The sequence below is a fragment of the Flavobacterium micromati genome, from assembly GCF_900129585.1.
Taxonomy (GTDB): domain Bacteria; phylum Bacteroidota; class Bacteroidia; order Flavobacteriales; family Flavobacteriaceae; genus Flavobacterium; species Flavobacterium micromati.
Genome location: NZ_FQWF01000004.1, coordinates 170,951 through 190,948, shown reverse-complemented (window position 1 = coordinate 190,948; position 19,998 = coordinate 170,951). Strand labels below are relative to the sequence as shown.

The following is a 19,998-nucleotide window of genomic DNA, read 5'->3' as shown; positions in this document are numbered from 1 at the left end:
GAATAATAATGATACAAATATACCATAATTCGCGATGCGGCAAATCTAGAAATTGCGTATTATTGATTGAAAATTCAAAACAAGCGTTTGAAGTAATTCACTACTTAAAAACTCCACCATCATTCGAAGAGTTGTCCAATTTAATTCAAATGCTAAATATTGAACCTATCAATTTAGTTCGGCAAAAGGAAAAAATTTGGATTGAAAATTTTAAAAATATTGAAATGAATGATCAAGAAATAATACGAACGCTAATTGCCAATCCCATCTTAATTGAAAGACCAATTTTAGTCAAAAATGAACGAGCCATCATTGGAAGAGATTTGGAAAAAATCACATATTTCATTTCGTAACTAATATCAAATTTTTAAAATTAACAATTCTTTGTGATACGTCATATTAAACATTATCCAACTTTTGACGTCTAACCTTTTTTTAACCAATGTTTCTAGAAATGAAAAAAATAAATTCTGTTTTAATTTTAGTTCTCTTTTTTAATACGCTCTTCAGTTACGCACAAACGAGTCCGCCCTCGAAAATCAAAATCACAGGTAAAGTTGTCGAAAAAATTACTAAACAGCCGCTTGAATATGCAACAGTGATATTCTTAACGGCTGATAACCCAAAACCAGTAGCGGGCGGAATAACAAATGCTAAAGGAGAATTTGATATCGAAATACAAACAGGAATTTATGATATTAAAGTGGAGTTTATCTCCTTTAAGGTAAATGAAATTAAACAGAAAAATTTTAAATCAAACACTAATTTAGGAACAATTAGTTTGGAAGAAGATGCAAATCAATTGAACGAGGTAATTATTCGCACCGAAAGAACTACTGTCGAAATTAAATTAGACAAAAAAGTTTACAACGTAGGAAGTGACCTGCTGGTAAAAGGTGGAACGGTAAGTGATGTTTTAGATAATATACCTTCAGTTTCTGTAGATATTGAAGGAAATGTGAGTCTTCGTGGAAATGATAACGTGAGAGTTCTTATCGACGGCCGACCTAGTAATGCAATTAATATTGCTGAAGCATTGCGATTAATCCCAGCTGATGCCATTGAAAAAGTGGAAGTTATCACCAATCCATCTGCGCGTTATGATGCAGAAGGTGGAGGTGGATTACTTAATATTATTTTGAAAAAGGGGAAAAATCAAGGTTTGAACGGAACATTTATTGCATCAGCTGGTTATCCTGAAAATTATGGTTTAAGCGGAACTTTAAATTACAAGTCAAAAAACTTTAATTTGTTTACCACTCAAGGGTATAATGACCGCAATAATCCCGGAAATGCAATTACTAATACTGACTTTTTAAACTCTAATAATGAAATCATTAATTCAGTAAATGAATCAAGAACTAACGAAAGATTTAGCAAGGGATATAATGGAAACTTCGGGATTGAATGGAATTTAAACGAGACTACTTCATGGACAAATCAAGTTAATTATAGAATAAGCAATGGCGACAATATTGATAATGTTTTTCAAGATTTTATCAACAGTGACAACACGTTTAATTATCGTCGGAATCGAATAAACGACGAAATCAGTGATAATGAAAGTTTTGAATTTGCCAGCAATTTTGTAAAAAAATTCAAAAAAGAGGGTCATAAATTAACGATTGACGGCTCATTCTCTAAAAGCGATGAATTGAATAGCGCAATTATTACAGATCGAGCAACCAATACCAGCACTGTAAAATTCGATAACACGATAAATGATCAATCGCAGAATAGAAATTTGTTCCAAGTGGACTACGTTTTACCTTTAAAAAAAGGAAGTCAGTTTGAAGCTGGATATCGCGGTGACTTTATTGATTTATTGACGGATTATAGTGTGATAAATGATGGCGTACCTAATAATAATTTTACAAATTCATTAGAATACAAAGAAAAAGTTAATGCTCTGTATTCACAATATGGACTAAAAATCAAAAAGTTTTCATTTCTCTTTGGTTTGCGTTTTGAAGATTCAAATATTCAGATAAATCAATTGGCAACAAATGATTTCAACACAAAAAAATATAATAATTTTTTCCCAAGTGCCTTTTTCACTTATGAAATATCAGATAAAAGCAGTGCTTCGGTAAGTTACAGTAGAAGAGTCCAAAGACCTAGAGGAAGACTCTTAAATCCGTTCAACAACTTATCTAGTAATATTAATATTTTTGTTGGAAATCCCGATTTAGATCCGTCTTTCACTGATGCGATAGACTTTGGATACATAAAAAGATGGGAAAAACTTACCTTTAACACTTCACTTTATGTCAACAAAACAACAGATGCATTTCAATTTGCAAGAAGAGAATCTGGCGATTTTGTTAATGGAATTCCCATTACACTCAGCTCTCCTATCAACTTAGCTACTGAATATAGAACAGGATTTGAATTTACGTTAAATTATTCTCCTTACAAATGGTGGAAACTAAACGGGAATTTTAATTTCTTTAGAAATGAAACACAAGGAAATTTTATTTACACGGATTTTAGCAACAGAGTAATTACTCAAAATTTTGATAACGTTGCAACATCTTGGTTCACCAGAATAACTTCAAAAGTCACCTTGCCATACAAAATTGATTGGCAAACAAACGCTACTTACAATGGGCCGCAGGACAATGCACAAGGTAGAAGTCTAGGTATAATTGCAGCTAACTTAGCCTTTAGTAAGGATGTATTGAAGGACAAAGGAACAGTAACATTTAATATAAGTGATGTTTTCAATTCTAGAAAAAGAATTATGGAAACATTTCTTCCGCAGTTTTCAAGTTCCTACAGTGAAATGCAATGGAGAGTCAGACAATTTACCGTTGCCTTTACATATCGTTTCAACAAACCGAAAAACGAGAGAGAAAAGCAACCTCGAAAAATGCAAAATGATGGAGATGGCGGCGATTATCAAGGATAAAAAAATGAGGACTCTTTTTCAGAGTCCTCATTTTTTTCAAATAAAGTAAAGATTATATTTTCATAAAAAAAGGACTCACAAAATGAGTCCTTTTTTATTTAACAAAATAGCTTACACTGATTGTTGCTCTTGCTTCTTTTTATCTCTTTTCTCTTTGTATGCTTCCCATGTTGCTCCACCTACCCAATAAGATACGAAACCAACTAGAAAAAACATTAACCAAAAACCTATTGTAAGAATGGTTAAGAAAAGTAAAAAGCCTAAATACTGTGAAAATTCAAACATGTTTTCCGGAATTTTGAATGTAAGTACAAATGTATGTTTATTTCCTTTTCTTACCTATAAAAAATGATAAAAACTGAATATGAATTTTTATGAAAAAGGAATTATCCGTATTTTTGAGCTCAGAATTTGGAGTTAATCCCGCTGTACACTCCAATCTTTTCTTTTTTAAAGAAAAAAAGAAAAGGATTTCCACCCGAAGCTTCGGGACAATCGCGGCTAAAAACCAAATAATCGACACATTTATAAATAACAATAAGATGAATTTTAGAATAGAAAAAGACACCATGGGTGAAGTGCAGGTTCCAGCTGATAAGTATTGGGGCGCACAAACAGAACGTTCACGTAATAATTTCAAAATAGGCGCATCGGCTTCGATGCCTAAAGAAATCATTGAAGGTTTTGCTTTCCTCAAGAAAGCAGCTGCTTATGCCAATTGTGATTTAGGTGTTTTACCAATTGAAAAAAGAGATGCTATTGCGACCGTTTGTGATGAAATCCTTGCGGGGAAATTAGAAAATGAATTTCCGCTGGTGATTTGGCAAACTGGTTCTGGCACTCAAAGCAACATGAATGTCAATGAGGTGGTTGCTAACCGTGCTCAAGTATTAAAAGGATTAAACATTGGCGAAGGCGAGCAATTTATAAACGCTAACGATGATGTGAACAAATCTCAATCAAGTAATGATACTTTCCCAACTGGAATGCACATTGCTGCTTACAAAGTAGTTGTTGAATCAACGATTCCTGCTGTTGAAAAACTAAGAGACACCCTGAATGCTAAGGCAATAGAATTCAAAACAGTTGTGAAAATTGGACGGACGCATTTAATGGACGCTACTCCACTTACATTGGGGCAAGAAATTTCGGGATATGTAGCACAATTGAACTACGGATTGAAAGCTGTTAAAAATACATTAGCTCACTTATCAGAAGTAGCTTTAGGAGGAACAGCGGTAGGAACTGGATTGAATACTCCAGAAGGATATGACGTAAAAGTAGCTGAATATATAGCTGAATTTACTGGACATCCGTTTGTAACGGCTGAAAATAAATTTGAAGCGCTAGCTGCTCATGACGCTATTGTTGAAACGCATGGTGCTTTGAAACAATTGGCAGTATCATTGAATAAAATTGCCAATGATGTTCGAATGTTAGCTTCAGGTCCACGCTCAGGTATTGGAGAAATCCTTATTCCAGAGAACGAGCCAGGATCTTCTATTATGCCTGGAAAAGTGAATCCAACACAATGCGAAGCACTAACTATGGTTTGTGCACAAGTTATGGGGAATGATGTTGCCATCTCTGTTGGTGGAATGCAAGGTCATTATGAACTGAATGTTTTTAAACCATTAATGGCAGCAAACTTTTTACAATCAGCTCGTTTATTAGGTGATGCTTGTCTTTCGTTTGACGAACATTGTGCTCAAGGTATTGAACCAAACTACAAACGTATCAAAGAATTAGTTGACAACTCACTGATGTTAGTTACCGCTTTAAACACAAAAATTGGATATTACAAATCGGCTGAAATTGCTCAAACTGCACATAAAAACGGAACAACATTAAAAGAAGAGGCAGTGCGTTTAGGATACGTAACGCCAGAGGATTTTGATGCTTGGGTTAAACCCGAAGATATGGTGGGAAGTTTAAAATAAAACCTTTTAAATCCCAAAATAAAAAAATCCCAAATTCCAGCTAATACATTGTGGAATTTGGGATTTATAATTTTTGGAATTTCGTATTTAAAATATTGGAATTTTAATTACACGTGTTATATTTCGACCGTACTTAAATATTTATAATTTTATTAAAAAGTATATCTTTGACTACATAATATAATATTCCGAAATATGCCATTAATAGATAAAACTTTAGAGATAATCGAGCATTGTTTAAAAAACAATTCTTACAAAGAAGTTGAAACAGAAAGAATAGAATTAAAGGACTTATCAAACAACGGTAAATGGACAGAACTTTATTCAACTGTGTGCGCTTTTCTTAACACAAATGGTGGAAATATAATCATTGGAATTAATGAAAATGTTAGAGATAAGAAATATAAATTTACTGGTTTTAATTATCACGATGAAAATAAATTAAAAGAATTAAGCGAAAAATTTACTGATAAACTTGGAAATTCAAAGCATCTATTAAATTATTTTCCAAATTATGAAATTAGAGATTTTTTAGATGGAAAAGTAGCCATAATATATGTTGAAAAGTTACCAGAAGACGAGAAATTTGTTTATCATAATAAAATTGCTTACAAAAGAAAATTTACTGGAGATCATAAATTAACTGAGAAAGAAATTAAAGCACAAGAGGAGCTAAAAATAGAATTAATAAATGCCCAAGAATTATCTATTGTACCAAATACCTCTATTGAATTAATAAATATTGAAAAACTAAATGAGTATATAGTACAGTTAAATATTGGTAAAAAAGTTGAGACTTTAAAAGCTGATTTAACTACTGCTATTCCTTTTTTAAATAGAAAAGGCTTTGTTCGAGAAGGTAGTCCAACCTTGTTAGGAATGCTTGTTTGCGGAGATTATGTTGAAGATTATATTCAAGGAAAATGCGAAGTAGATTGTTACGTTGAAGTTAAAAACAAAATAGCTGAAGATAAGCAAATATACAGGGAAAATATTATTGATTTAATCCAAAAAAGTGTAAATTTTGTTTTTAGAAACACTAAAGTTGGCATAACATCTGAAAAAGGAGGAACGGCGCAACCTGAATATCCAGAAGATTTAGTTCGAGAAATTGTTAATAACGCCTTAGCTCATCGAGATTATAAAAGTAATAGATTTATAATTATTGAGATCAGACCTAATAAGAATTTGATGATTCAAAATCCAGGTTCTTTTCAAGAAAAGCAAAGATTACATGTAGATACAAATCAAGGAAAAATCAGAAGAATTATTCCAATACAATATGCCAGAAACCCTAAACTTACTGACTTGTTAAAAAGTTTCAATAGATGGGAAGGAAAAGGAAAAGGTTTAGCTTCTTTAACAGATGCGTGTCTAGAAAATTTGATTGATATGCCTTATTATATTTTATCGGAAGATGAAATTAAACTTTTTGTTCCTAAAGGAAAAGTTTATGACGATAAAATGGAAATTTGGTTAAAATGTTATGCTGGATATTTATCTGAAAAATATGGAAAAGAATTAAGTGAAGAGGAAAACGTAATACTGAGTTATTTTTATAAATCTGAAACTTTAAATCGCTTAGATCGCTATACAATACTTTTAACTTCCGATAATAATCACAAAAACATAATTTCAAATCTGGAAGAAAAAGGTTTATTAATTAAAAATAATAATAGCACGGAAATTTATCCAGTTTATATTGTTGATAGAGTTTTAACGGAAACTGATTATTCAGCTAAACTTAACACTATTTTTAAATCTGATTTTGAACTACTCCCAGATAAATATAAAAATGTTTTAAATGCTATTTATCAACATTCTACATTTGGGAATCAAAATGAGATATTAGGCGCTAATAGTATCGGAAACTTTATTTATTTCTCCGAAAACAAATCAATCGAAGATTCAAAAAAGTTTGAAAATTTTAAAAGAACTATTAGAACTATTTTTAATAAATTAGAAGAAAAAAAGTTTATTGTTCGTAAAAACAATAAAAAATCAGATTTTAAAATTAACAGATCCTATCAACACTTAAGTGATTTATTTGAAAATAAAACTTAGTCAATCCCAAAATAAAAAAATCCCAAATTCCAACTTTTAATTGTGGAATTTGGGATTTATAATTTTTGGAATTTAGTATTTAAAATATTGGAATTTTAATTACACGTGCAATGCTCTATTATCTGTAGCGGCAAGTGCAGCTTCTTTAATCGCTTCCGCAAAAGTAGGGTGCGCATGAGAGATTCTAGAAATATCTTCGGCGGATGCTTTAAATTCCATTGCAGTTACTGCTTCGGCAATTAAATCAGCACAACGCGCTCCAATCATGTGAACACCTAAAACTTCATCCGTTTTTGCATCAGCAAGAATTTTTACAAATCCGTCTAAATCTCCTCCTGCTCTCGCACGACCTAATGCTTTAAATGGAAAACTTCCTGCTTTGTATTCAATTCCAGACGCTTTTAATTGCTCTTCTGTTTGTCCTACAGCAGCTACTTCTGGCCAAGTGTACACCACTCCTGGAATTAAATTATAATTTATATGTGGTTTTTGACCTGCTAAAAGTTCCGCAACCATGGTTCCCTCCTCTTCTGCTTTGTGAGCAAGCATCGCTCCACGAACGACATCACCAATTGCATAAATATTTGGAACATTCGTTTGCAAATGATCGTTTACCTCAACCATTCCTCGATCTGAAATTTTCACGCCTGCTTTGTCAGCATTCAATCCATCAGTATAAGGACGGCGACCAACAGAAACTAATGCATAATCGCCTTCCAGCGTTATGGTTTCTCCCTTACTATTTTCGGCTTGCACTACAACTCCTTTTCCATTTCTTTCTACTGATTTCACTTTGTGTGAAACGTAAAATTTCATGCCTTGTTTTTTAAATACTTTAGTCAATTCTTTAGATAAAGAGGCATCCATTCCAGGAATGATTCTGTCTAAATATTCTACTACAGATACTTGCGCTCCTAAACGCAAATACACTTGTCCAAGTTCAATTCCTATAACTCCACCACCAATAATCACCAAATGTTTAGGAACTTCGGGAAGTTTCAACGCTTCAGTAGAAGTGATTATTCTCTCTTTATCTAATTTAATAAAAGGTAAGTTCGATGGTTTAGATCCTGTAGCGATAATTATGTTTTTAGCTTCCACAGTTTCCGAAGTTCCATCGGCTTTTGCAATCGCAACATGTGTGGCGTCAACAAATGATCCTAAACCTTCAAAAACAGTAATTTTATTTTTATCCATCAAAAATTTTACACCACCTACAGTTTGGTCAACTACGGCTTGTTTTCGGGCGATCATTTTTTCTAGATTCACTTTTATCTCTCCAGAAACTTCAATTCCGTGCTCAGCAAAATGCGCTACGTCACTGTAATGATGCGAAGAAGCAAGTAACGCTTTAGAAGGAATACAACCTACATTTAGGCAAGTTCCGCCAAGAGCGGCATATTTTTCTATAATTGCTGTTTTAAAACCTAATTGCGCACAGCGAATTGCTGCAACATATCCTCCAGGGCCAGAACCTATAATGACTACGTCAAATGAACTCATAGTATAATTATTTATTATGTTTTTATAAAATGTCGCACAAAATTAGGGAATTAAGTTTTGTTTAAAGTTTAAATTCACTGGTATTTGCCTAGAATAAATGACAATTAACATTTATTTATAAGTAAGTAGCTCGTAGTATTTTCCTTTATTTTAAATAGTTATTACAGTTGTATTTTTTACTTCACTAATCATAAAGGTGCTGTGCGTGCTTCCAATATGTTCCAATGTAGTTAATTTAGTCACTAAAAACTCTCTGTACGCTTCCATATCCTTTACCACTATTTTCAGAATGTAGTCATAATCGCCACTCACATGATGACATTCTAAAACCTCTTTGAGTTTCACGACTTCAGTTTCGAACTTAGTAAGAAACTCTTTGGTGTGTTGAATGAGTTTAAGATGACAAAAAACGACAAATCCTTTTTCAACTTTCAAGCGGTTGATTAGTACCACATATTTATCGATAATTCCTTCTCTTTCCAGTTTTTTTATTCGCTCATACACTGCAGTAACTGAAAGGTTTAGTTTTAAGGAAAGTTCCTTAGTTGTTTTCTTGCTATCTGATTGTAATAAAAAAAGTAGTTTTTTATCTGTTGCGTCTAATGTCATTTTCTTTAAAAATTAGAATGGAAAAATAATCTATAAAATTCTTATTTAAGACGCTAAATTAGAATATTTAACTATATAATTTTAATTTAATAGTTTTAAAAACTAATATTAAACAATAGCATTGATTATTAATCTACAATGATTTTAATTTGAAATAGATTTCTGTATGCATCCGAGATTTCTAGCCCAGATAGCAGTGGAAATCCTTTTCTTTTTTTTTAAAGAAAAGATTGAAACGAATAGCTGGAAAAAGCTCCTAAATAAAAGACTAAATATAAATTATGAAAAATTTTAATCCCGCAGACAACATTCAGGATTTACAATACTTTGGAGAATTTGGTGGCGTCAACCCGTCGATTTCTGATTCCTCAACTTATACTTTCCTTTCGGCAAAAACTATGTTCGATACATTTGAAGGCAATATGGAAGGCTGCTATTTGTATTCGCGACACTCCTCACCAAGTAATTTATATTTAGATAAAGCCTTGGCAGCTATGGAAGGAACAGAAACAGCCAACGTGTCAGCTTCAGGAATGGGAGCTATTACGCCTACACTATTACAATTATGTGGCTCAGGTGATCATATTGTTTCCAGCAGAACTATCTATGGCGGAACGTATGCTTTTTTAAAGAATTTTACGCCAAGATTAGGTATTACAACGACATTTGTTGACATTACAAAATTAGACGTTGTGGAAGCTGCGATAACCGCCGAAACTAAAGTTTTGTATTGTGAAACGGTGAGTAATCCATTGCTGGAAGTAGCTGATATTGATGGTTTAGCAAAAATTGCTAAAAGACATAATTTAAAATTGGTTGTAGATAATACTTTTTCCCCATTATCCGTTTCTCCTGCAAAATTAGGTGCCGATATTGTGATTCACAGCTTGACAAAATACATCAACGGAAGTAGTGATACTGTGGGCGGGGTGACTTGTGCCTCACAAGAATTTATTGATAGTTTAAAAAATGTCAATAACGGAGCCAGCATGTTACTGGGACCTACAATGGATAGTTTGCGTTCAGCAAGTGTGATGAAAAATTTGCGCACATTACATATTAGAATGAAACAACATAGCCATAATGCGATGTATCTGGCGCAACGTTTCGAAAAAGACGGTCTAAAAACGGTTTATCCTGGATTAGAAAGTCATCCAAGTCACGAAATTTATAAAACAATGATTAATCCAGAATACGGTTTTGGCGGAATGATGACATTAGATGTTGGTACTTTGGATAAAGCAAATGCACTGATGGAATTGATGCAATCTAAAAATCTAGGATATCTTGCAGTTAGTTTAGGGTTTTATAAAACGTTGTTTAGCGCTCCAGGAACTTCGACATCAAGTGAAATTCCGATGGAAGAACAAATAGAGATGGGTTTAACTGATGGTTTAATACGTTTTTCCATAGGGTTAGATAATGATATTGAAAGAACGTATCAAATGATGAAAGCATGTATGATGGAACTGGAGATTTTAAAATCTAAAGCTACTCAGACTGCGTAATTTTTTTTTTATTTATTAAAATCCGTTTGAAATGTTTTTTTCGAACGGATTTTTTTTGATGAAAATTTAATTAATAGCGATTGAAAATCTGTAACATTAAGATTTTGTTACGAAGTACACAGATTTCCGAAAAATAATTCGGGCCAAATATTGTCTAACTTTTTGGGGTCAGTCCATAAAGTGCACTAAAGTGCAAAGTTTTTATTATTTTCTCCACTATTAATTTATTTACAATACTACTAAATACTGTTTATCAGTGCTTTAACTATTAAATAAATGTTTTTTTTATTAAAATTTAGTACATTTGATTTACCTATTAATACGAGACCTTCCTCTTTTCAACATACCCCAAACCTCAAGAATCGATAAAAAATTGATTTTGTTTTATTTCTATGATTATGATTAACCTGTGACTTACCAAAGTTTAATAAAATGACAGGTAAAAAATATAGCATTTTATTTTTAATATTTAAATTACTACTATCATGAAAAAAATCATTACTTCATCCGTCTTATTATTATTTGGTTCAACATTATTTGCGCAATGGAATTATCCTAAAACTAAAATGGAAATCGTAAGCGATACCTATTTTGGAGTAACTTATAATGATCCATATCGTTGGTTAGAAGACCTTAAAGATCCAAATGTCATTTCGTGGTTTAAAGACCAAGCGGACCTTACCAACACTAATTTAAGTAAAATCTCTGGTAGAGACGAGCTTATTGCCGAATGGAAAAAATTAGACAAACTCCAGCCTGCAGTTTATTATTCTCCAATAAAAGAAAATGGTAAAATTTTTTATCAAAAAAGAATGCCTGGAGAAAAAGTTAGCAAAGTTTATTACCGTGAACAAATGCAAGGCGCTGAACAGTTGCTCTTTGATCCTTTGACTTTCATTCCAGGAAAAACATTGTCCGTTCAGCAAATAATTCCCAGTTACGATGGTAGAAAATTAGTGATTGCTTATTCAGAAAGAGGTGCCGAAGTTTCTACAATCCAAGTTATGAACGTGGACACCAAACAATTTTTACCTGATATTATAATGGCTATCGTGAGGCCTGGTAGTTGGACTTTTGATAACAATGCCTTTACTTATATGTGGATTAAATCCGCTGATAACACTGATCCCACCAGCCGTTTAAACCCAAAAACCAAATTACACAAATTGGGCACAAACGTTAACTCCGACATTGATTTTTTTAGTAATGAAACATATCCTGCCTTAAAAATTGAATCTAAAGTATACCCTTATGCTTTTTTTCTAAAAGATTCGAAAGAGTATATTTTTGCGCGAGAAGGAACGGTGCAAAGAGAAAAGAAATTTTATTATGCGCCTATTGCTCAATTACACTCTGGAAATATCCAATGGAAACCTCTTAGTACACTAGATGATAAATTAGTACGAAGTGCTGATATGCATGGTGATAAAATGTATGCAATCACGCATAATGGTGCCAAGAACTACAAACTTATCACTACAGATTTAAAAAAACCAAATTGGGCTACTGCTAAAATAATTGGTCCAGAAAAAGAAACACAAACACTGGAATCGTTTACCCGCAGTAAAGATTATTTATTGCTTACTTACAGTGACGGTATTAATAACCAAATTTATAAATACAACACTAAAGATCTTTCGAGTACAGAAGTAAAATTACCATTTACTGGTTTAGTAAATATTTCATGTATGGACACCAAAACCAACGATTTTTTTATAGCCATAACTTCGTGGAATAAACCCTTAACCGAATTTTTATTCGATGCCAATACAAATTCCTTTTCAGATAGCCCTTTTAATAAACCAGCACTTTATCCCGACTCCTATAAAAATTTAGTAGTGGAAGAAGTAGAGGTTAAAGGACACGATGGGGTAATGATACCGCTTACTATTATTTATAAAAAAGGACTAAAAAAAGATGGTTCTAATGTTTGCTTAATGGATGCATATGGAGCATACGGTATTAGTATGTCTCCCTACTTTAGCGTGAGGTTAAATTCGATGGCAGTAAAAGGAGTTGTCATTGCTATTCCGCATGTTCGTGGCGGTAGCGAAAAAGGACAAGACTGGTATAAAGCGGGTTACAAAACTACTAAACCTAACACTTGGAAAGATTTTATTAGTTGCGGAGAATACCTCGTTGCACAGGGATACACTTCGCCGAGTAAATTGGCAGGAACAGGTACGAGTGCTGGCGGAATATTAATTACAAGAGCCATAACCGAAAGACCTGATTTATTTGCAGCTGCCATTTGCAATGTTGGCGTTGCCAATGCCATGCGGGTTGAATTTTCTTCGAATGGTCCGGCCAATATCCCAGAATTTGGTACCGTAAAAGATGAAACCGAATGCAAAGCTTTGTATGAGATGGATGGAATGCAACACGTAAACGCGGGAGTAAAATATCCTGCTGTAATTTGTATTGCCGGTTGGAACGACCCTCGAGTAGTAGCATGGCAACCTGGTAAATTTGCTGCAGCTGTACAAAATACTTCCACATCCGGCAAACCAGTTTTGATGAAAATAAACTACGATAACGGCCATTTCACCGAAGACAAAGACGTTACTTTTGCAAATTTTGCAGATCAATATGCTTTTGCGCTATGGCAATGCGGACACCCCGATTTTCAGTTGAAGAAATAATTTTTTTGTGTAAAATAAAATACCAATTTCTTTAATAAAATTGTAATCTCCTAGGAATATAAAAAAGCGTTTTGAATATTTATCAAAACGCTTTTTTTATACTTTAAATTTTGAAGATTAGATCTTTTTCAAATACAATTAATGTTATTTCGCTTAAAGCCTAAATAGATTTTACGTTTATTAGAATCCAAATTGTGAAATAAATCCAGTTCTAAATGCTAAGCGCAGCCACCAAACAACAGCAGCATATTATGAATAAAAAAGGTATCAATGATTTGTTTTCTTTCCATGACCAGATTAATATACTATGATAACAATCAGAAAAATCCATATTAGTTTTTTATGTTTAAATAAACTAAAACCTCTTTTAAATAACAGAATCTGCAACAAGCAAACCTATTGTTACCGCAGTATATTTTGCAACATCGTTTTTATTGACTTATTAATTGTCATAAAATTAGTGCATTATTTTTTGAATTTTTAGCATTTACTATTACTCCATACTCCTAAACCTTTTGAAGTTCTTCTTTATTCAATAATGTTATGACATCAGCCATATTGTTTATCTGGGTTTCATTAATAATAAAATCAGTGGTCGCTTTAATATTGAAACCGAAAACATAAATCAATCACATGTTAATTAAAACGGGTAAGATACAGTACAAATTTACTTTTTAACGAGCCATTTATTTAATAATTCTTCTAATTCTGCTTGTATAATGGGTTTTGGCAAATAATCATTCATCCCTGCTTTTATACACTTTTCTTTGTCCCCGAGCATTATTCCCGCTGTAATAGCGATGATTGGTACATTTTCACTGCCTTCCATTTTCCTAATTTCGCCAGTTGCCTCGTAGCCATTTTTATTTGGCATTTGAATATCCATTAATATAAGATCTGGCTGGTGTTTTGTGAAAAGTTCCACGGCCTCGTTACCATCTTTAGCTTCTAATATTATGCAATTAGTAATTGCTCGCTTTACTAATGTTTTGGCTAAAAGCATATTAATTTTATTATCCTCTACAATTAAAACTTTTTTGTTGTTTATTGCTTTTAATAATTTGTTTGTGTCCTCGAGTATTATTTTTTCTTCAACTAGTTCCTCTAATTTCTTGCTTTTTGCCTTTTTGAATTTAGCAATAAAGAAGAAATCACTTCCTTCACCATATTTACTAATTAGTTGCACTTTGCTATCCATCAAGGCCAAGAGCTGATTTGATATAGCAAGGCCGAGCCCGGTGCCCCCAAATTTTCTATTTGTGGAATTGTCCTCTTGAACGAATGACTTAAAAATCTTTTCATTGTTGATAGTTTTAATCCCCACACCAGTATCTTTTACGGAGAACTTTATATTACTGTATTTAGTTTCCGATGAATTAATTTCGCTGATATCGAAGTGTATTTCTCCAAAATTTGTGAATTTAATCGCATTACTCAATAAATTGACCAAAATTTGTTTCAGTCTAACTGAGTCGGCCAAAATATATTGTGGAACGGCTTTTTCAATATTTAAAATTAATGTTATTTTCTTATCATTGGCCTGATATTTAAATAGGTTAATTACTTGGTTTGCCAGCTTGTGAAGATTTACTTGTTCAATATTAAGCTCTAATTTACCCGATTCAATTTTTGAAAAGTCTAGCACATCGTTCACAATTTCCATTAATGACGTTGCTGACTCATTGACGGTTGTCATGTATTCTGCCTGATTTTTTTTCAGGTTGGACTTCATTAATAAATGAGTAAATCCAATTATCCCGTTTAATGGAGTTCTAATTTCATGACTCATATTTGCCAGAAAATCAGTTTTAGCTTTATTGGCTGTTTCTGCTAGTTCTTTGGCTTTAATAAGTTCCATATCCAAAACTTTCTGTTCTGTAATATCAAGAAAACTAATTACAATTTCGTTTATATTTCCTGATTGATCCAGGTCAGGGTAACCATTTACCAAAATCCAAGTTGTAACTTTCGTTTTGGGATGAATAACTCCCATAACAAAATTCTTTAGAGGTTCTTTTGATGCAATAATTTGGCTTACTGGATAGTTCTCAAAAGGCATTACTGAATTATCTTCAAATAAACATTTCCACACGAGATCCGTTGCCGTTTTACCTACTATTTCATCACCGTTGAGTCCAAGTAATTCAGCTGCTTTTGCATTACTTAATAAGATTGCAGTGTCCGACCCATGTACCAAAATACCTGCATCTAAACTATTCAACAAACCGCGATAGCGTTCTTCACTTTTAAATAAAGCTTGATCCGAGTTTTTCGCGGTTGTAATATCCCTACATAAACAAATGTAATGAGTTTCATGATATTCACTCTCTTTCATTGGAGCTACCGAAAGTTCGAACCAGTGCAGTTCAGACTCTAATTGCAAAGTATATTGTTTTCCAGCGGAAAAACCCTTTTGCGAGGCCTCTTCTACAGCGGCAATACATACAATAGATGCTTCGTAAGGTAATATTTCCCTAAAATTTTTCCCTAAAAATACAGTAGCTGGCGATGCAAGTAAATCATCTCTACGGGAATGATAATTAAAAATATTGCCCTTTAAATCCACTTCAAATAATAAATCAGGAATGGCATCAAGAATAGCTTCCATTTTTTTTCGCATTTTTTTGAATTCTTCGTCTCTTTTTTTACGTTCGCTTACATCTCTGACAATGGCAACAATTCGTCCATCAGCAATCATTTTTGCAGTGATTTCGACAGCAATAAAAGATCCGTTTTTATGAAGCATATTGCGTTCAAGTAAGGTTTGCTCACCGCTAAACAATTCTTTATACATAATTGGCCTTTTAATTAGTTCAGCTTTACTGTATAAATCTGTTATGTTTTTTGCGCATAATTCCTCTTTAGCATAGCCCAGCATAATGCAGGCACTTTCATTAACCTCGAGTAAATTTCCTGAAATATCATTAATTAAAATAGCATCAGAAGCTTGTTCAATAAGACTTCTATATTTCTCTTCACTGTTGATTAATTGTTCCTTAATATTTTTTAATTCGGTGATTTCTATCATGGCCCCATTTAGACGTATTGCTTTTCCAAATTCGTCTCTGGATATTATCCCTCTGTCATAAAATATTCCATAACTACCATCTGCTTTTTGAAAACGGAATTCATCTGACCATAAATTTGTCGAACCAGCATAAGAATCCTCTAATTTTTTTACTACTCTTTCGCGGTCCTCTGGATGAAGCTTAGATCGCCATCTACCGCTGTTGTTCTGACCGTCTGAAACAATGCTTCCAAAACCTAAAAGAGAGATAAAAGTTTGATTATTCCAACTTTCTCCAGTAAGGATATCATATTCAAATACTGCATCATTAGTGGCTGCAGAAATCATTTCAAATCTCTCGTTTGCGATTTTTATTTTTTCTTCCGCTTTTTTAATTTCAGTTAGATCGAGGCCCATCCCCAAGATGCACTTTTTCCCTTTGTATTCAAAAGCATGTGAATTAATGTAATATGGGATTTTGTCTTTATTTTTCGTGAATAATTCGACTTCTAACCCTGGTGATTTAATTTCAAATATGGTTTTTAATCTAATTTCTATTATTTCTTTAAAATCGGCATCATAAAAGTCAATTGCTTTCATTTGACCTATTTCTGCAGCAGTGAAGCCACTGACTGCCTCCAAATTTTTATTCCACTTGACAAAATTTCCTGTTTCCTCATAGAGATAAAAAATACCTGGAAGATTATTAATAATCATTTCAGAAAGTAGTTTCTCTTTTATAACTGTCGTCTCGGCATTCTTGCGTTCAGTAATATCGGTTATAGTACCAATATATCCAACAATCTCATTTCTAGAATTTTTCTCCGGAATGGCCTTCCCCATAACCCAGACTATTTCTCCATTAGGGCGAACGAAGCGATATTCTGTTAAGGATTTTTGCTGGTTTTTTGCGGCATTTTGCCAGCCACTAAATAGCTCTTTTTTGTCTTCATCATGAATTGCTTTCTGCCAGCCATTTCCTAAAGCTTCACTTGAAGACAATCCAGAAAGACTGCACCAATACGGATTTACGTAAGTAGTGTATCCTGCCACATCTGTTCGAAAAATACCTACAGGCGACACTTCAGTAAGTGTATGAAATCTTTTCTCACTTTCTAATATTTCTTCTTCGGCCTTTTGACGCAAAGCTTCTTTTTCAAATATTTCTAATGCAAAACCAACATCGTTTGTTGCTTCCTCTAGCAATTTTATTTCTTCAGCATCAAAAAAGTCTTTTTCGCTGGAATACAACAAAAAAGTTCCAATAACTTTACCAAATTTCTTTATTGGCACAGCGATTAAAGCCAGATAACCTCTGAATAAAGCTTCTTGCCTCCATGGCAGCATTGTTAGATCATTAGCTATGTCATTACTAACAATGGATTTTTTTTCTCGAACGGATCTACCGGCAGGGCCTCTCCCTAATGGTTCATCATCAACAGTGATCGTGTTTATTTTAGCAAAGTATTGACCGTCATCGCCAGCAATCATTACTGGCTGCACTATGTGCGTGCTTTCATCTACCAAGCCAATCCAAGCCATTTTAAATTGTCCTACTTTAATAGCAATATTACAAACTTCAGTAAACAACGTTTCTTGATTAACGGTTCTAGTAATCATTTGGTTGATCTGACTTATAAACAAGATAAGCCTATTTGCACGAATTATTTTTTGCTCTGACAAAATCCTATTAGTGATATCAGTAACAATTCCATGACAAATCACAGTTCCTTCTTGCTCTATAATTGGCAACGAATTCACATTATGCCAAACCAGACCTTTTTGTGGATGAAAATATCGGTATTCGACTTTTAAGGGAATTAATTTTTGTTTTGTTTCTAGCAAATCATTTTTCACTTGTTCAACATCGTCTGGATGTATTCCAGCAAATATTTTATCAGCATCATTTTCAATTTCTTCGAAAGTAAAACCATAAATTTCTTCTATTGCACTGCTAGCATAAGGATAACATAAAGTACCATCTTTATTTTGGCGCATAGAATAAATTAATCCTGGCGAAGTTTCGGCAATTTTGGCAAATTTATCTTTCTCCTTAACTATTGTTTCATGAGCATTTTTGAATTCGGTTACATCTTTCAGGTTTGCTATTATGCCGCCAACACTGCTGTCTGATATCTTATTGTTTAATATTCCTTGTAACCATATAAAATTGCCATTCTTGTGCTTTACCTGAAAAGTAATGTCTAATGGCACTCCTGGTTGGTCAAAAGATTGTTGAATTATTAGTTTTACATATTCCAAATATTCTGGATGGTAATAATCAACAGTTGTAATTTTTTTAAATTCTTCGTCAGAATATCCTGTAATGCGCACTGATGATGGACTTCTAAAAATAGTATTAAGATTTTTATCTAAAACTGTGATAATGCCGTCATTGTACTCAACAAGCGCTCGGAATCTTTTTTCGCTTTGCCTTACTTTTTCCTCAGCAATTTTATTTTCGGTTATGTCCTTTACAAATCCTAAAAACCGATTATCTGACAGTTTAACTGCATTAATCAAGCAATAGATCTTCGCTCCATCCTTACGAATGATTTTCATTTCGGATTTAATTGATCCTGTTTCCTTCAGTAATTCAAATTGCCCAGGAATAAACTCCGCATAACCTCTTGTTGCTAAATCACCAAATTTTTGTAATAATAGCTCTTCATGAGAATAACCTGTTAACTCTACTGCTGCTTTATTGACATCAATATAAATTCCATTTTCATTGCAAACAAAAACGGCATCAGGAGCATTTTCGATATAATTCTTGAAAGTAGCATTATTCTCTTGTTCAATTAGCTGTAATTTATAATTTAACAATGCAGTTTCTTTTCCTTTTACAGCATTCTCAATTTCTTTTCTGGCTGTGATATCATGAGTATTACCTCTGAGAATATTGAGATTATCCTTGTCACCATTTAATGGCAAAACACTAGAATACAAACATTTATTTTTACCCACTGATAAAGTAACAATTTGTTCCACTTCAAATTGATTTTTGTCAGCGATGCTTTGCGCTATTTTTTTTAAAAAAATTGCTTGATCTTCAACAGTGAAAATTTTCAGAAACTCATCAAATAGATTTTGATCTAATCGTTCATCAATTTCGTAGATGCGAAACATTTCTTTCGACCAGGTCATTCTTTTAGTAAGCAGATCTAGTTCCCAACTTCCTAATTTTGAGATTTGCTGCGCGTCAATTAATAATTTTTCGCTTTTAATCAACTTATCTTGAATCTGTAAAAAACCTGTATAATCTCGTCCTATTGCATAAATGAGCTGCTTTTGTTCAGATGAAGTCACAATCCAATGAATAGTGATTACTTCTTTATTTTTCTTGATGTATCGATTTTGAAAATCGACTGAAGATTGACCATTAGCTATTAATTCGATTTCTTGCGCACTTTTTTCGCGATCTTCCTCATGTATAAAAGTCAAAAGTGATTGTGATAACAGCTCATTTTCGCTATATCCCAGAATATTTACAAACGCAGGATTAATTTTTTTAAAAAATCCATCGAATCCAACAATACATACCAAATCTTGAGATCCTTGAACTAAGTTGTCAAAATTGTTTTCTAGCTGCTCTTTCTGCAACAATTGTTCAATTTTTATCTGTTTACTTTGTAATTGATTGAGTAAATCTTTGTAAGTGGGTTTTGCAACGTTCATGCTCATATAATTATAGTAGATGCTAAATGTAAAACAAAAATTTACAAAAATACAACAAAGACGGCTGAGCTAATAAAGAAATATTTTCACGCAAAGGCGTGATATAACATTTAACTTTAATTAATTTCTATTTTGT

At 32.9% G+C, this 19,998-nt stretch carries 10 protein-coding genes; 6 read left to right on the top strand and 4 right to left on the bottom strand.

From position 1 onward, the window contains the following. The first annotated feature begins 8 nt into the window (after positions 1–8). On the top strand, positions 9–353 hold the full coding sequence (locus BUB42_RS05925) for an ArsC/Spx/MgsR family protein (RefSeq protein WP_073018130.1): 345 nt from the start codon (positions 9–11) through the stop codon (positions 351–353). 101 nt (positions 354–454) lie between these two features. Then, positions 455–2,911 carry a TonB-dependent receptor gene (locus tag BUB42_RS05920; protein ID WP_073018241.1) on the top strand — a complete coding sequence of 819 codons (2,457 nt, stop codon included), beginning with the start codon at positions 455–457 and terminating at the stop codon, positions 2,909–2,911. Between the two features lie 111 nt (positions 2,912–3,022). Here the strand turns inward: BUB42_RS05920 and BUB42_RS16220 are convergent, their stop codons facing one another. Continuing rightward, the gene (locus tag BUB42_RS16220; protein ID WP_139257301.1) at positions 3,023–3,196 is read right to left on the bottom strand and encodes a hypothetical protein; all 174 of its coding nucleotides are present in this window, start codon (positions 3,194–3,196) and stop codon (positions 3,023–3,025) included. 257 nt (positions 3,197–3,453) lie between these two features. On the opposite strand from BUB42_RS16220, the gene fumC reads away from it, so the two are divergent. Continuing rightward, the gene (gene fumC / locus BUB42_RS05915) at positions 3,454–4,851 is read left to right on the top strand and encodes a class II fumarate hydratase (RefSeq protein WP_073018239.1); all 1,398 of its coding nucleotides are present in this window, start codon (positions 3,454–3,456) and stop codon (positions 4,849–4,851) included. Positions 4,852–5,046: 195 nt separating this feature from the next. Continuing rightward, positions 5,047–6,915 carry an RNA-binding domain-containing protein gene (locus BUB42_RS05910; RefSeq protein ID WP_073018128.1) on the top strand — a complete coding sequence of 623 codons (1,869 nt, stop codon included), beginning with the start codon at positions 5,047–5,049 and terminating at the stop codon, positions 6,913–6,915. Positions 6,916–7,014: 99 nt separating this feature from the next. Here the strand turns inward: BUB42_RS05910 and lpdA are convergent, their stop codons facing one another. Together lpdA and BUB42_RS05900 are read right to left on the bottom strand one after the other, a co-directional pair. After that, positions 7,015–8,418, bottom strand: coding sequence for a dihydrolipoyl dehydrogenase (lpdA, locus tag BUB42_RS05905; RefSeq protein WP_073018126.1), 1,404 nt, complete (start codon positions 8,416–8,418; stop codon positions 7,015–7,017). 150 nt (positions 8,419–8,568) lie between these two features. Then, the gene (locus BUB42_RS05900) at positions 8,569–9,027 is read right to left on the bottom strand and encodes an Lrp/AsnC family transcriptional regulator (RefSeq protein WP_073018125.1); all 459 of its coding nucleotides are present in this window, start codon (positions 9,025–9,027) and stop codon (positions 8,569–8,571) included. 281 nt (positions 9,028–9,308) lie between these two features. Here BUB42_RS05900 and BUB42_RS05895 point away from each other — a divergent pair, with 281 nt between their 5' ends. Together BUB42_RS05895 and BUB42_RS05890 are read left to right on the top strand one after the other, a co-directional pair. Continuing rightward, the gene (locus BUB42_RS05895) at positions 9,309–10,535 is read left to right on the top strand and encodes an aminotransferase class I/II-fold pyridoxal phosphate-dependent enzyme (RefSeq protein WP_073018123.1); all 1,227 of its coding nucleotides are present in this window, start codon (positions 9,309–9,311) and stop codon (positions 10,533–10,535) included. A 485-nt stretch (positions 10,536–11,020) separates the two neighbouring features. Next, positions 11,021–13,177: a prolyl oligopeptidase family serine peptidase gene (locus BUB42_RS05890; protein WP_073018121.1), complete on the top strand. Its 2,157-nt coding sequence runs from the start codon at positions 11,021–11,023 to the stop codon at positions 13,175–13,177. A 667-nt stretch (positions 13,178–13,844) separates the two neighbouring features. Here BUB42_RS05890 and BUB42_RS16215 read toward each other — a convergent pair. Further along, the gene (locus BUB42_RS16215; RefSeq protein ID WP_170857191.1) at positions 13,845–19,862 is read right to left on the bottom strand and encodes a PAS domain S-box protein; all 6,018 of its coding nucleotides are present in this window, start codon (positions 19,860–19,862) and stop codon (positions 13,845–13,847) included. Positions 19,863–19,998: the final 136 nt, after the last annotated feature.